The 14,305-nt window shown below is 53.0% G+C and carries 15 protein-coding genes and 2 pseudogenes; 11 read left to right on the top strand and 6 right to left on the bottom strand.

The window, feature by feature from the left end:
- Positions 1-536: 536 nt before the first annotated feature.
- Complete coding sequence (locus KTE_RS39625) at positions 537-692, top strand: hypothetical protein (protein WP_201391707.1); 156 nt, start codon at positions 537-539, stop codon at positions 690-692.
- A gap of 202 nt (positions 693-894) precedes the next feature.
- Here KTE_RS39625 and KTE_RS39620 read toward each other — a convergent pair whose 3' ends face one another.
- Positions 895-1,188, bottom strand: a complete 294-nt coding sequence (locus KTE_RS39620; protein WP_201391705.1) for a hypothetical protein — start codon at positions 1,186-1,188, stop codon at positions 895-897.
- Between the two features lie 210 nt (positions 1,189-1,398).
- On the opposite strand from KTE_RS39620, the gene KTE_RS39615 reads away from it, so the two are divergent.
- Positions 1,399-1,824, top strand: coding sequence for a heme-binding protein (locus KTE_RS39615; protein ID WP_201391704.1), 426 nt, complete (start codon positions 1,399-1,401; stop codon positions 1,822-1,824).
- Positions 1,825-1,895: 71 nt separating this feature from the next.
- Here the strand turns inward: KTE_RS39615 and KTE_RS39610 are convergent, their stop codons facing one another.
- The 5 genes and pseudogenes from KTE_RS39610 to KTE_RS39590 all read right to left on the bottom strand — a co-directional run bounded on the left by KTE_RS39610 (position 1,896) and on the right by KTE_RS39590 (position 4,989).
- Positions 1,896-2,078 (bottom strand): hypothetical protein, encoded by a 183-nt coding sequence (locus KTE_RS39610; RefSeq protein WP_201391702.1) that lies wholly within the window; start codon positions 2,076-2,078, stop codon positions 1,896-1,898.
- A 132-nt stretch (positions 2,079-2,210) separates the two neighbouring features.
- Positions 2,211-3,128 carry a GDSL-type esterase/lipase family protein gene (locus KTE_RS39605; protein ID WP_201391700.1) on the bottom strand — a complete coding sequence of 306 codons (918 nt, stop codon included), beginning with the start codon at positions 3,126-3,128 and terminating at the stop codon, positions 2,211-2,213.
- 100 nt (positions 3,129-3,228) lie between these two features.
- Positions 3,229-3,642: pseudogene (locus KTE_RS39600) on the bottom strand (nucleotide disphospho-sugar-binding domain-containing protein); the annotation flags it as partial.
- Positions 3,643-3,721: 79 nt separating this feature from the next.
- The gene (locus KTE_RS39595) at positions 3,722-4,411 is read right to left on the bottom strand and encodes a TetR/AcrR family transcriptional regulator (protein ID WP_201391698.1); all 690 of its coding nucleotides are present in this window, start codon (positions 4,409-4,411) and stop codon (positions 3,722-3,724) included.
- A gap of 197 nt (positions 4,412-4,608) precedes the next feature.
- The gene (locus tag KTE_RS39590; RefSeq protein WP_201391696.1) at positions 4,609-4,989 is read right to left on the bottom strand and encodes a hypothetical protein; all 381 of its coding nucleotides are present in this window, start codon (positions 4,987-4,989) and stop codon (positions 4,609-4,611) included.
- A gap of 142 nt (positions 4,990-5,131) precedes the next feature.
- Here KTE_RS39590 and KTE_RS39585 point away from each other — a divergent pair, with 142 nt between their 5' ends.
- From KTE_RS39585 to KTE_RS39545, 9 genes and pseudogenes are all read left to right on the top strand, one after another.
- Positions 5,132-5,770: a hypothetical protein gene (locus KTE_RS39585; protein WP_201391694.1), complete on the top strand. Its 639-nt coding sequence runs from the start codon at positions 5,132-5,134 to the stop codon at positions 5,768-5,770.
- Positions 5,771-6,197: 427 nt separating this feature from the next.
- Positions 6,198-8,054, top strand: a complete 1,857-nt coding sequence (locus KTE_RS39580; protein WP_201391692.1) for a glycoside hydrolase family 15 protein — start codon at positions 6,198-6,200, stop codon at positions 8,052-8,054.
- A 645-nt stretch (positions 8,055-8,699) separates the two neighbouring features.
- A complete protein-coding gene (locus KTE_RS39575; RefSeq protein WP_201391690.1) occupies positions 8,700-8,990 on the top strand; it encodes a hypothetical protein in 291 nt (96 codons plus the stop codon).
- Positions 8,991-9,001: 11 nt separating this feature from the next.
- A pseudogene (locus KTE_RS48405) lies at positions 9,002-9,984 on the top strand (pyridoxal-phosphate dependent enzyme).
- 14 nt (positions 9,985-9,998) lie between these two features.
- Positions 9,999-10,496: a MerR family transcriptional regulator gene (locus tag KTE_RS39565; protein WP_201391688.1), complete on the top strand. Its 498-nt coding sequence runs from the start codon at positions 9,999-10,001 to the stop codon at positions 10,494-10,496.
- 29 nt (positions 10,497-10,525) lie between these two features.
- Positions 10,526-11,506 carry a zinc-binding dehydrogenase gene (locus tag KTE_RS39560; protein WP_201391687.1) on the top strand — a complete coding sequence of 327 codons (981 nt, stop codon included), beginning with the start codon at positions 10,526-10,528 and terminating at the stop codon, positions 11,504-11,506.
- Positions 11,507-11,643: 137 nt separating this feature from the next.
- Positions 11,644-11,934 (top strand): hypothetical protein, encoded by a 291-nt coding sequence (locus KTE_RS39555; RefSeq protein ID WP_201391685.1) that lies wholly within the window; start codon positions 11,644-11,646, stop codon positions 11,932-11,934.
- A gap of 50 nt (positions 11,935-11,984) precedes the next feature.
- Entirely contained in the window at positions 11,985-12,392 is a 408-nt protein-coding gene (locus KTE_RS39550; RefSeq protein WP_201391683.1) for a hypothetical protein, read from the top strand.
- A gap of 954 nt (positions 12,393-13,346) precedes the next feature.
- Complete coding sequence (locus KTE_RS39545) at positions 13,347-14,279, top strand: YafY family protein (protein WP_201391681.1); 933 nt, start codon at positions 13,347-13,349, stop codon at positions 14,277-14,279.
- The last annotated feature ends 26 nt before the right edge of the window (positions 14,280-14,305 follow it).

Genomic DNA, 14,305 nt, shown 5'->3' with positions numbered 1-14,305 from the left:
TGAAGAGTCTGGTATCCTGAACTGCAGAAATTGATCAGTTCAAACCAGCGAGAATGGACCTGGGGAGACACCCTATCGCTTAACGTTGTTTTTCGGGTTCTGACGCAAAGTTAGTGATAAGCCCAACAATGGAAGGGCAGAAACGTTCTTCTGGCGACTGGTCTTGTCAAGCCAGAGCTTCCTCAATCTCCTTTCCATCTCAGCATCAGGCTGCACACAGCACTCGTATGCGCAGTAAATCGAACTTCGCACGCCCATACATGCTCCGTTTGATCAATTTCAGCCGGTTCACTGCCCCTTTGTACTTGTCCCGGTTTGGATGACTCAATAAACTGAATGTGAAGAGTCGAAGAAGAAGTGAGGAAATGATGGCAACGGGACACACATACGATAAAAGGAAGAAAATATGAATTCAACATAGTGTAACAGGCGAAATTAAAACAGAGGTTATTGCAAGTGATCGAGCAAACATAACCAGGCTGATCGAGAATTATCGCCTGTATGAAGGGGTGGACTTTCTCGTTTCCCTGGAAGAGATGCTTGCACCATCAGGAAACAAACCAGCACAGTTACTCCATGATCAGGGAGACACCCTCACCGGCTTCGCCTACCTCCAACACCTCCGGCCTGACTCAGAGATCGAGATCTACGGTATGGTACATCCCGATCACAGACGTAATCGGCAGTTGTAAATTCACGAGCAAAAATTGCTGGAATTGTCGATCTGGCACATTCTTGGTGACCATTCCTCGCCCAAAAATGCGACAGGTCCTGCGGTCGGCGTGAACTCATGAAGAGAGCAGGAAAGGAGTATGGTTTCTCTCCTGCTCTCTCCCCTGGCGGACTCGTGCCCGAACGCACCACCCACTCCTCTCTGGCTCAACACGGACCGGGCTACTGAGCTAGAATACGCAAAGCGCTCTGGCTGTTGTCATAGGCGACTTGAGAACGCTCGGCAGGTGTGACGCAGACATAATCTCCACCAAAGCCATTACGCCAGACGTAGCCATTGACACAGGTCTTTGGCCCATAGGCTCCATTGGGATCGACGCGATAGGGCGCATAGTAATTATCATAGTAAACCTGCGTCCGCTGATCTGGAGTCACACAGACCTGATCATACGGGTTGGCCTCGCGGAAGACATAGCCATTCTGACAGAAGATGTTGCTGTAGGTGACTAGGATCATATGAGGCGACCAATCGCTACACCCGTACCCACTGTAGCATGTGCCCTCAACCAATCACCTAGTCGGCAAAGAGGGGGCGAAAGCTGCTTGATCTTGCGAGAAGGATGAGGTATGCTCTCAAGAGAACGGGGATCCTTCAAGACGTCTGCTGATATGCTCGCGTCGTTGGATTTTTCTGTGTTCGATCCTGAAAGAAAGAATGGATATCTCATGACTCAACTGCCAACGAAACCGGTTCTCACACTTGCAGCGGCCAAAGCGATTGCGGCAGCGGCAGAAAACGAAGCTGTCAAAAATGAATGTTCTGTGGCTATCGCCATTGTGGATGACAGTGGTCGTCTGCTCTATTTCCAACGGATGGATGAGAATGCCAACGCGAGTGTGGATATGGCACTTGCGAAGGCCGTCCACGCTGTGCATTTTCGCCGACCAACCAAATTCCATGAAGAGCTTCTTGACAAAGGGAACATGGCCGTCCTGGGGGTGCCTGGTATGGTCCCCGTTGAAGGTGGACTTCTCTTATACGTTGGAGAACAGGTGGTCGGAGCCATTGGAGTGAGTGGTGCGCGATCCAGCCAGGATGGGATCTTTGCTCAGGCGGGCGAAAGAGCGCTCCAACTCTATCTCTCTGCCTGATCCCAGCCTCCCAATGGAGCTGATTGCTCTCTCTCGTCCGCGCTCGCGTTCGGAGTAGGAAGACGCAAGGATCAACCCATCAAGGTGGCAACGAGATCCGAAACCCCAAAGAGTTGAATGATGACCAGACGAGCCGTTTCGGGACGTGCATTGCGAGCCAGCCGCTTTGTCCACGAAAACTGAGCATGAATACGCTCGGCACGGGAAAGAGCTGGAGGAATGCCGACTGGAATGGCAGCGTCCCCAGCTTCCACCCGGATCTCCACGTGTTGATGGCGCAAGAGCCGTATGCCTGCCTGCCGGTGCTCTCTGCGGCTCCAATCCCGCCACGTGACAAGTGGTAGCAGATGACCATTACATATCCCCTAAGAGAGTGTTGAGCACACTCATCTGGAGCCGTCCCCATCGTTTTTTGTGCTGAGGAGGAACTCCTGCACCAGGTCGGCCAGCAGTTTCCCACTTCTGCTATTCAAGTGAAGACCGTCGCGATGAAAGCGCCAACCGTTGAGTTGTCCAATTTCATCATTACTTTTGTGTAAGACAAACTGCCGGAATATATCACGATAGAGCGGGAGAAAGTCGAAGCTCGTGAAGGCGCGACCAGGGGACGCGAGAATGAGTTCGTGCATCCGCTCATAGAGGGGAATATAGCCCACCTTTTCCTCCCGCGCGATGTCCTTGATGATGGCGCTGTACTCCTCAATGCGCCGATTGGCTTCGGCCTGGAAAGGATTCGCTGAGTTCGGATCCTCCCCAAGAGGGATCAGCGAGCAGAGGGCGACGGCGGCTTGCGTCTCACCCTTGAGGCGCCGGACCACCGTTTGCATCGCCTCGCGGAACCACTGCGGAGAAGGTTCGGCTGGGAGATGTTTGGTCAGGCGCACAAACTGGGCGTGTTTCGGTGCAATCAAGGCCAGCACATCATTCTCCCCAAGCAGCACGATCACGTAGTCTGGATGGGAGTTGATGATGGCAGGCACGCGCTGGAGACCATTGTAGGCGAGATCTCCCCCTTCGGCGAAGCGGTAAAAACGCAGAGATGTGTTTTGAGGCCGTTGCGCCAGGTCTCGTATCCAGTCGTAGCTACCCGCTGCATCAGTCGCGCTGGCTCCCAGACAGGCGACGATGGCTTTGACTGTGCCAGCAGGAGCTCCTGTCACGACCACTCTGCTGCCTTGTCGGCCACCTCTCCTCAGCAGCCCTCGAAGCAAACGGAAGATCCATCCAAAGATGGTCCCCGCTACCGTCCCGTGTGTCTGGTGCTGCTTGTCGTCTGTTCTCGTGTCGTTCTCTGATCTGTTCATGTTTCTCCTCCCGGATGAGATCTTGTCGTTCTCTTCTCGAGCAAAGGCTACCGTCGTGCTGGTGGACTGGAGCCTGCCACGACCGTCTTCCCGCGTAGTGTTACCTGGTACGTTCCTGTGCAAAGTGCATGATCGCTTCCACCGCACGCCGATATCCACCTGCTTCGCGCGCGAGGCGTTGCATGTGTTTGCCATTCTGGTGAATCGTTTCGCCGGTGGCAACGCGTTCGACAGCCTCACGGAACCTGCCCACCGTGATTTCCGCCTGTGCAAGCGCGAGGCTCAACCCCAGTTCAGCCAGGCGTCGTGCGGTGATCATTTGATCCAGCGTCTCCTGGGGGATTACCACCATCGGCACACCATACGAGAGGCTCTCCATCACACTGTTTACTCCACCATGGGTGACAAAGACGCGAGCACGCGGCGGGATCTCCAACTGCGGCACAAAGGGAGCAAGCAGCACATTCTCTGGGATGGGACCAAGCGAGGCTGACTTAACCTGCCTGCCAAGCGAGAGGACGACTTGCCACGATTGCTCCCCGAATGCTTCAAATCACTGCTAAAAAAACGCGGGCTGATCTCTTCGGCGATGGCTAGGTGTTTGGCTCTGGGAGTTCGATGAGCATGCCAGCCACGATGAGCGTCACCAGGTGCTCGCGGGCGCGGGCGAGCGCTTCCTCCGAGGAGACATCTTCCTCTGGGAGCATCGTCTGGTACAAGGGCAGAGAGGCCAGATAGGACTGACAGATCGGGGTAATCATTGCCAACTGGATCAGCGGTGTGAAACTGGAGCGCAGCAGCCCGGCTTGTTCCGCCTGTTGAAAAAATAGCTCGAACTGCTCCTGATCTTTGCGCGGCAACTGGGAGGCGATCTGTTTGTACGTCTGCCAGCCCTCAGCCATTTCCCAGGTCAAGATACGCAGAAAGCGGGGATGGTTCAGGAGATATGCAAAGATGGTTTGTACCACAACAGTCAGAAAGGCTTTGAACCTTTGGGCAGGGATCGAGCCCGTATCCTGCTCAAACAAAGGGGCAAGGACACGAGCCTGAAGGGCGCCCAGATCTCGGTCAGTGCGCTTGAGCACCTCAGTATAGAGGCCAAGCTTGTCCTCAAAGTATTGAAAGAGCAAACTCACGTTGTACCCCGACGCTCTCGCGATCGCGTCGATGCGGGCCCCATCGAAGCCATGTTCAGCGAAGATCGCTTCCGCAGCATCCAGGATCACCTCCTGTGCCAGCCTGGCATCACGCATTCGTCCTCGTTTGCTTCCAGCTTCAGCCATATGGTTCTTCTCTTTCTCGTCTATTATCTAAGTAATTACTTAGATAATAGACGAGAAAGAGAAGCCTGTCAAGGGAAAAGGCGGGGAATATCTGCGAAAACACAGGCTCCTGCCTTCTGTGATACTTCTGTGACGATCTCCGGTTGCTCATATCTCTTGTCGTGTTTTCTCTCATTGTGTCCATGACCCCAGACTCTTCAGAAGCGGCTTTTTAATCGGGTGACGATGAGGAGAAACTGGGTTTTGATGGCGATAAACACTACAACACCTCGTTGCGCAACCCGTGGGTTCCAGGGGTCCAAGAGCTGATACATTTCGTTGAGGTTGCGTGGCACATATGGCAAAGAATCATTTGTTGGCACGCTCCAGGCAGGCGCAAAAAAAGCCGTAGAAGAGGGACGAGAGCGTGTGGTGGGCGCGCTAAGCGGGACCAGAATCAGAATCAGAGCAAAGGGGACGGCGATGCCACACAGCAATAACCCAACGAGCTGGAGCAGTGGCCCAAGAAACGACCAGGTAGCGAAAACGATGGCAGAGGGCACCAAGAGCGTGAGCGCGAGTTCATGTCGGGCACTCACTCTGTTTCTCACTTTAAACAGCATGCAATACCTCCATGCAAACATGCAAATAGGTCAACCATTACTTCCTCTTTCTTCTCGTCCTCAGAAAAACGGTAATACAACCTATAAGGCATTGCATAAGAACGAAAGCTATATAGATATGTTAACGGTTACTTCCTGCTTTATTGTTTTCTCGCGCTTTACGAGCTATGAAAAAGAGGCTTGGACTTTTAACCAAGCCTCTTTCTGCATCTCGCTCCTACCGGCATCTCCTCCGCTCCTGTATGATGGACAAGCTGATAGAATAAGAAGGCGAGAAACACGGGATGGAGACATTGGCCCTTCATTTGCAGCCATGTACCGATTGCCCATCCCCAAACAGGCTCCCTTTGCCATTGGCTACACCTTTGAGGGGAAACCCCATGATTACCTGCCCGATGTGGTGGGCCAGCTTCAGGATGGGACCTCCTTTATCGCCGAAGCTGGTATGGAGGACGAGAAACGACAGGATCGCAATCTTGCCAAAGCTGAGGCCGCTCGCCGTCCAGGCGCGTGGCTGAACGCGAACGGATCGGGAGGGACGCGCGCTGCGCGTCGCGCCATCATGGATGCGGCATCCGCGTCAAAACCGTTGAGGAGTCCGCCCTTCTCTGCGGAGAAGATCGCGCAGACATGCGTGAAAGGACGCAAGCGCCCTCTCCTCGTCGAGACGCTCGCTCTGCTTCTGGCCGTGTACGTTCGGTTGCTCCTCGCTCGTTTTGCGCGGCATCTACGAACCAGTTCCCACACACCCCATTAGGGAGTAAACCGTTTCCAATGGCCCTCGGAGACAACTTCGACTCTGCGCCAGCTCATGTAGTACTGGCGACGTTTGGCGAAAGCCGGATCTTGAGCAATATCTAGTTCGCTCATATCGATAGAGACGCGCTGATTTTGAGCTTACCCTGTTTTTGTGCAGTGTTCGGCATGAAGCCACCCTATCCACCTCACAAAAGGAACGCGCCATTCATCCCCATGTTTCAAAAACAGGGGTCTTCTGGCGCGGTTTGATAAAAAAGTCTCGTGCATGAGTATCCTTGAAGCGCTTCACAAAGAGATGAGACCCATAAGAGATATTGAAAGACGAGGTGTACGCCATATACGTGATTTTCATGGGGGTGTTAGCAGAGGGCATCGTCTGTCTTGTAACCTTCCCCGTATAAAAGGATCGAGAAAGGAATATAGCCATGAAATATGCTTCAAACCTTGAGGGAGATTACCTACCGATTGAAGATCATGCTATTATTGGCAACCTGCATACCGTCGCACTGGTTGGTATTGATGGAACTATCGACTGGTACTGCCTGCCGCGCTTTGACTCGCCAAGCGTTTTCGGCGCGATTCTGGATGCTGATAAGGGTGGTATGTTCCGTCTCACGTCTGATTATGCAAATACTAAGTACCTCCAAATTTACCTGCCGGAAACGAACGTCGTACTGACACGCTTTATTAGCGATTACGGCGGAGGGGAACTGACAGACTTCATGCCTATCAAAGAGAAGCATGCAGCCCAGTATCGACATAATCTTGTACGTTCTATTGCCGGTGCAGTCGGCACGTTGCCAATCAAATTGACCTGCCGACCCGCATTTAACTATGCAAGAGACCCGCATCACGTTGAATTAGTTGCAGGAGGCGCGATTTTTCACGGCCACGAGTTCGACCTCTATTTGACCTCACCAGTTCCTCTCGAGAGGGACGAGAAAGGAGGAGTAACAGCCACCTTCACATTGCAAAGAGGAGAATCCGCTCATTTTCAACTCATCAGCGACCGCGAACTAGAGTATTTGCCCGGTCCACTCACGGAAGCAGCATACCAGGACCTGTTGTACGAAACGCTACACTACTGGTATCGCTGGCTTTCGAACTGCACCTACCAGGGACGCTGGCGCGAAATGGTACAGCGTTCGGCGCTGGTGCTGAAGCTGCTCACCTATGCACCAACTGGTGCGATCGTTGCCGCTCCGACCACCAGTTTGCCTGAAACACTGGGAGGAAGCCGCAACTGGGATTACCGCTATAGCTGGTTACGAGACGCTGCTTTTACGCTTGACAGCCTACTAAAACTGGGCTTTACAGAAGAGGGGGAGGCTTTCACTGGTTGGCTAAACGAACGCTGCCATGAGTTGAAGGAGAATGGGACGCTGCAACCGATGTATGGCATTACTGGAGAGCAGGATTTGAAGGAATCAACGCTCGATCATCTTGCAGGGTATCGAGGCAGCCGCCCGGTGCGCATTGGCAATGGAGCCTACACGCAAAAACAACTGGACATCTACGGTGAGTTGATGGATGCCATTTATATTTACAATAACTATGATGCGATCTCCTACAACCTGTGGCAAAACCTCTGCCGCTTGCTGAATTGGCTCAGCCGGCACTGGAAAGAACCGGACAACGGTATCTGGGAAGTAAGAGGAGGAGAAAAACCATTTCTGCATTCACGCCTGATGTGTTGGGTTGCGTTTGACCGTGCTTTGCGTATAGCGAGAGACTGGGGGTGGCCCGCGCCACTCTCCACCTGGGAACAAATCAGAGCGGAGAGCTATGATCAGATTATGCAAGAGGGCTGGAATGAGCAGAGAAACTGTTTCACGCAGTACTATGGCAGCGACGCAGTGGACGCAAGCGCTCTGTTACTGCTCTTAAAACACTTTACAGGACCACATGAGCCACGAGTTGTTGCGACAATAGAGCACATTAAGGAAGAGCTTACAGTCGGAACAACAACTGTACGGCGTTATGATCAGAAAACTGCAGCAGATGATGGCCTGGGGCGGAGTCCTGAAGGAGCATTCACCGCTTGTTGCTTTTGGATGATAGAAAACCTGGTGCGTATAAATAAATTGGAGGAGGCGCGCATGCGCCTGGAAAAGCTGTTATCAATGAGCAATCATGTGGGGTTGTATGCTGAAGAAATCAGTTCCGGCATAAATGCCGTGGGAAACTTCCCACAGGCTTTTTCTCATCTGGCACTGATTACAGCCTGCTATGCACTGGACGAGACGTTGAATACGCGAAAAGGATGGTATTGGCGAGAGTAGACAATGCAACACTACCCTTGCGCACATATAAACATGTCTCAGAATGCCTAAATGCATGGGGCCACTACAAAGGGGTCCACCTTAGTGCTCCTGCTGAGAAGTGATGAGTTCTTCAAGCATCTTGATGTGCTCCTGCTGCGCTTCAATGGCTTTGATCGCTTGCCTGAGTTCTTCACGTAAGTCGTGTTTTGCTTGACGTAGTTGGCTTCATTCCTCATCCATTCTCATGCATATACTCTAACAGACGCAAGGTGTTTCCCCAACTGCGTGACCCTTCTGAACAGTTACTATTTTGGAGCGTATCCTGGAGAAACCTCAAAAAGGGATGACCATGGATATACGCAGATTTGATGTGCGCTTTTCCAGGCGCAAGGAAGCCGAGAAGCCCAGGAGAAGTCACCTCGGCTGTGCGCTGACTATACTGAACAAAGGCATGTGCGACAGGATCAAGGAGATCCTCAAGAGAGACGAGTGAACGAAGTATCTCAGCGGAAAGTATTGGAAAGCCCATCATAGATTGTTCCTTTCGCTTTGACCGGGGGTCTGAGTATCTTGTCATTAGTATACCTGATAAGATATACTAATGACAAGATACTCAGAACAGGAGAAGCTTTATGACACAAAGCCGATCAACCGAGCTGATGGATGATCTCGTCCAATGGAATTATCGGCATTCTCTCTGAGGAAGAAATGAAGACAGCAGGGATATGGGCGTGGAATCGTTACCTTGCCACTGCCATTGGCCTCTACGTTGCCCATGAGCGGTTCACCTTACAACTCTGGCCTCGTCTGCCAGTGACCTTACAGCAGGAACTGATAACCCAGTTGACCGATCTGAGCAGTCGTATTGCTCTCGCTGGTCTTAGCCCGCAACAACCTTTGCGCCATTTGTTGGAAGAAACCACTCACTCCTTCTTTCGAAAATTTCTCTGTTGAGGAGTAGACTTATGAACTTGGATATTACACTCACTGATTTTCGTCTCGCCCAAGGCATGCTTGCCGGGCAGATCATGACCACGCCAATTGTGGCGACTCCATCGTTGACAACTTCCACAGGACATCCCATTCTGCTCAAAGCCGAGAGCCTCCAGCGTTCGGGATCGTTCAAAATCCGTGGCGCCTCTTATTGCTTAGCAAGACTGACCGATGAGCAACGGTTGCGGGGAGTCATCGCCTATTCCACCGGGAATCATGCCCAGGCGGTGGCATTAGCAGCTCAGCAACAGAGGATTCCAGCGACCATTGTGATGTCTCCAGACGCTCCTGCGCATAAGGTAGAACGAACTCATCGATACGGGCAACCATCGTTTGGGCAGAGTCCACCTCGAAAGCACGACAACTCATGGCGGAAGACCAGGCGAATGAACACGGATTCGTGCTCATTCCTCCCTATGATCACCGCGATATTATCATCGGACAGGGAACAATTGGACTCGAAATCGTGGAGCAGTGTCGCCCTGCCGCTGTCTTTGTCCCCGTGGGCGGCGGCGGGTTGATTGCCGGCATCGCTCTAGCAATCAAATCCACTGATCCCTCCATTCAAATCATTGGCGTGGAGCCCGAGTGGGAAAATGATGCCTGCCAATCCTTCTCTCAAGGAACGTTAGTGACCTTACCAGCCGCAAGTGCCAGTATTGCTGATGCCATTCGCGTCCAGTCTCTGGGTGCGCTTCCCTATGCCATCATTGGCCGCTATGTCGATGAGATGGTAACGGTCAGTGAGACACAAATTGCTGAGGCAATGCTCGACGCATTTGCCGAGACTCATCTGGTGCTTGAACCAGCAGGAGCTGTTGCACTAGCAGCAGCGCAGCGCTATCAGCGAGCGTTTTCTGTGAGCAAACCAGTCGTCGTCATCGCGAGTGGTGGGAATGCAACCCTGGAATCCCTCTGGTCACTTTCCATCTCATCAAAGAAACTGACACGATAATCACGAGATCCCCTTTGCAAGAAACACAAAGCTTTTTAAGACTGATGTCAGAGCATCCACACCTTAACGTACAGTTTTCATCTTTGGATGCGCTGACCCCATCGATGACCATTCAAGAGGTTGCTGAAGCGACCAGGATCTCGGCCTATACAATTCGTTTTTATGAGAAATGTGGCATCTTGCCGCCTATCCAACGCACAGAGAGCGGGATCCTACAGTTTACAAAAGCGGATGTCCATTTTTTGCGTTTCCTGCTGGAACTGAAACAAACCGGCATGTCGCTGGAAGAGATTGCTGAATTCACCGCAGATGGATGTTTGCTTGAACGAATTCGGCGTAACGAGCTCTCTGCTCAGCCTGTCGAGCGGCGTCTGGTTATGCTACGCCAGCACGAGCAGCGACTCTATGAACAGCGCTGCCAGTTGGATATGGTGCTCGATGCGGTTCATCAGAAAATGGAATTTTACGAACACTATCTCAGAGATCAATGTCCAGAAACGGCTGAATCGTAACATATATACTCAACAGAAAGAGCGAGAAAATGCGTGCAATTCGTTTTTCTCGTTATGGCAATCCAGATGTGCTTGAGATGCAAGAACTACCGGAGCCCCAACCTGCCGCGGGGCAGGTGAGTATTCGCGTCAGTTACGCGAGCATCAATTTTGCCGATATCATGGTGCGGCGGGGACAGTATCATGTGGCACAGTTTCCGGCAGTCCCCGGCATGGAGGTATCCGGCGTGATCCACGCGCTTGGCGAAGGCGTGACAGGCTTGCAGGTGGGACAGCCAGTGGCCGCGCTCACCCTGGCAGGAGGTTACGCGGAATTCGCCCTGGCCTCGGCAGAGCTGACGTTTCCGCTAGACGGCTTTGAACGGGCTATCGACCTGGCGCAGGTAGCAGCTCTCCCATTGGTGGGCGTGACAGCCTATCAACTGCTAGTGGATATGGCACGCGTGCGGGCAGGCGAGACGATCTTGATTCATGCGGCAACCGGAGGCGTCGGCAGCCTGGCAGTTCAGATTGCTCGCCATCTGGGGGCGGGTCAGATCATTGGGACCGTTGGCAGCGCGGAGAAAATTGCCCATGCCCGCGCTCTTGGCTACAACCAGGTGGTTCTGCGCGCCGATTTTGTGCGCGAGATCCAGCAGTTCACCGAGGGCCGAGGCGTAGATATCATCCTCGATGCCGCGGGCGAACCCACGCGCAGTCAAAGTCTCCAACTGCTGGCCCCGTTTGGCCGCCTGGTGATCTTCGGCAATGCCAGCAATCAGCCTGATCTGCCGCTGCTCCCCTCAGACTTACTGGCCAACAACTGGGCTGTGCTGGGTTACAGCTTTAGCTCCCTGACCAAACGGGCACCACATGTAACTGCCACAGCGGCTTGCCAAGTCTTCGATCTTCTGGCCAGGGGCATGGTGCGAGTCGAGATGCCGCACGTGCTCCGGCTGGAACAGGCAGCGGAGGCGCATCGACTCATCGAAACAAGCAATACCACAGGGAAGTTGCTCCTCCAGATCTAGCCAGAGGGTGAGGTGTCGCACAGATCTCTCTGTTCTTACACGTAAGGAGGCTTCTGGAGTGCCGGCCCCCCGCGGCCCATCAGGTGACGCTTGACCTGTTTGAGACGACTTGCCGAGCGTGTGGAAGCCAGATGCGCATGGGCCACCACAGTCATCGGACCGTGGCAACGCTCCAGGGAGTCACGCGGCTCACGCTGAAAGTGTATCGTTGTAGCAACATGAAGTGCTCACGCTTCCATCAGCCGACGCGACCGGAAGAGGAAGGCGGATGGGCACTGCCTCACGGGGAGTTTGGGCTGGATGTGATTGCGCTCGTGGGGATGCTGCGCTATCAACAGCAGCGCAGCGTCCCACAGATCCATGAAGAACTGCTCATTAAAATTACTGGTACAGTTCCAGATGCAGACGCTGTAGCTTTTTATTATTAGAGCCTGCTTGGCAATACAAGGCGCGTGCCCTGTGCGGCAAAATGAGCAAGATGGAAGAAGATTCTTCGGGTCCATATGGTATGCTCTCTCAAGAGGCACTGCTCGACGCGCTTTGTGACCCGATGACCAGAGCCACATCCCTGATGCTGAGAGAGGAATATCAGCCAGATGAAACAGGAAAAAGCGATCCGCCGATGAAGTTAACGCAAGCAATCACTGGGACGCAGGACTCGATGTCGTGGTCGAGGGCGATGCCGTCTCACTCACTGACAATGACATGCTCGAACGCCTCGCCGAGGTATGGGGCACCAAATGGGATGGGCGATGGCAATACGAGGGGCGCAACGGGCGGCCTTTACCACAAAAATGGTGGAATGGCCCTCGTGTTCGAGGTCAAGCCCACCAAGATCCTCGCGTTCGCCAAGGGCACCTTCAGCCACACACGTCATCAGTTCTGACTGCTGGCGCGATGTATCCAGCATGGGGCAAACCCTCACCAATCCTGGCTTGGCCGCTATGAAGTGTGTGTCTCAGAAGACGGTGAAAGGCGAGCAGCACGCTTCATCAAAACGTAGAAAGCTCCATCAGGAGAGTGGGGAAAGAACTGGGAAAAGATCTTATTGGTACTACTCTGCTATTGGAAGGGTTGATGTGAGACTTCTGCATCCAGATTGCGCAACGAAGCGCGTCGAAGGAAGCGTTGGCTTCACATCGTCACGCGAACCATCAAGAGAGAGGAAGCCAGGGAAAGAGTCACGGCATCCCTGATGGGAACGCGAGATGGCATCATGGATGGAGCAAAGAAAAAGTGTATTGAGCATTTTAAACTACGCTCTATAAATGAAGCAGAATGAAGGGAAAACAGGCAATGAGCATCTCAGGATTGTCCAAGGCGCGGCTCTTGCGCATGCCTTTGAGGCGCAAGCGTCGGAAATGGTAGAAGACCGTTTGCCAAGGCGGGAAGTCACTTGATAAGTAGCGCCAATCATAGGAATCGACGGTTCAAGACCTGGAGAATCGGCTCCATATCCAACTTTTTCCATCAACATCTTGTAAATTGGCGTCCTTCCGCAGTGGTGAGAAGGAATGCAGAGAAAAGATATGCGTCAGAGCGCGCATGTTTTCTGGCTCATATCCACACTTGGGGGTAAGCTCATAAATAGTAAAAGAGGCAAAAATCGCCATGCCTCTCCAAGCCGATTGAGAAAAAGGTTTCGCCCTTGATAAGCTCATACAGCCCAAATTTGGACATGAGCCAAGTTATTCGACAATCAACAGTCAGCCTCTCATCTGATTAAAAGCAACCACTGCCATAAAAATACGCCTTGCTTTCTCCCCAACGATCAAGTAAGATGGTGAACGCATCGATTTTGCTGAACAGATCGAAAAAGGCCCACAACGAGAGTTTATAGATGAATCGTATTGACCGCCTGACCGCTATCCTTTTGCTCTTACAAACAGGCAAACGCAGCGCCGCAGAGATTGCCCAGCATTTTGAGGTGTCCCGGCGCACCATTCAGCGAGATATCGACGCTCTCTGCGAAATGGGCATTCCCATCGCCGCCGACCTGGGTGTCACTGGCGGCTATAGCTTACCACTGGATTATACCCTGCCCCCGCTCGCTTTGACCTTGCACGAAGCCCTCTTGTTGCGCCTGGCACTGAGCAGTCTCTCTCAACTCAGCGCGACTCCCTTCAAACAGGAGCGCGAATCGCTGCTCGCCAAAATCCAGACCTTGCTGCCCCAACACGAGAGCGAGCATCTTGAACAGCTTACAAACACACTTTCTCTCAACGTCCCCTCTCTGCCCTATCCGACTCCGTTTCTCGATCAGCTTCTGGAAAGTGCACGCAAGCAACAGTGGGTCTGCGTAACCTATCGCTCCGAAAAAGGTGTCTCGCAGCAAACGATCCTGCCGACCTACCTGCGTACTCACGAAGGTCTCTGGTACTGCGATGCCTACTCCCATGAGCGCCAGGCATGGCGCATCTACCGAGTTGACCGTTTTCTGGACGTGAAAACCGCCCCATCGCCTCCACCACCATTGGAACACCCTATCCCAATCCCCACCCGCGAACATCCTTCATTTCCTGAGGTACGTGTCCACCTGACAGCCCGTGGCGTTCTTCGCCTGGAACACAATGCTTATCTGGGTCCCCGCCTACAACGTCAGGACAATGGCGAAGGATTGCTTCGTTTGCACTGGCAACCAGAGGAGTACGATTGGCTTGTGCGAGTCTTATTGAGCCTGGGCACCGACGCTGAAATACTTGCTCCAGAAGAGTTGCGCACTCGTGTTCAGCAAGAGGCTCAAAAAACTGCTCGTCACCACGCGGAATTATGACATAAGGTTGTCGCCATTCTCTTGCT

The organism is Ktedonobacter sp. SOSP1-85 (genome assembly GCF_016587415.1).
Lineage (GTDB): Bacteria > Chloroflexota > Ktedonobacteria > Ktedonobacterales > Ktedonobacteraceae > Ktedonobacter.
This window is presented reverse-complemented; position numbering and strand designations above follow the sequence as displayed.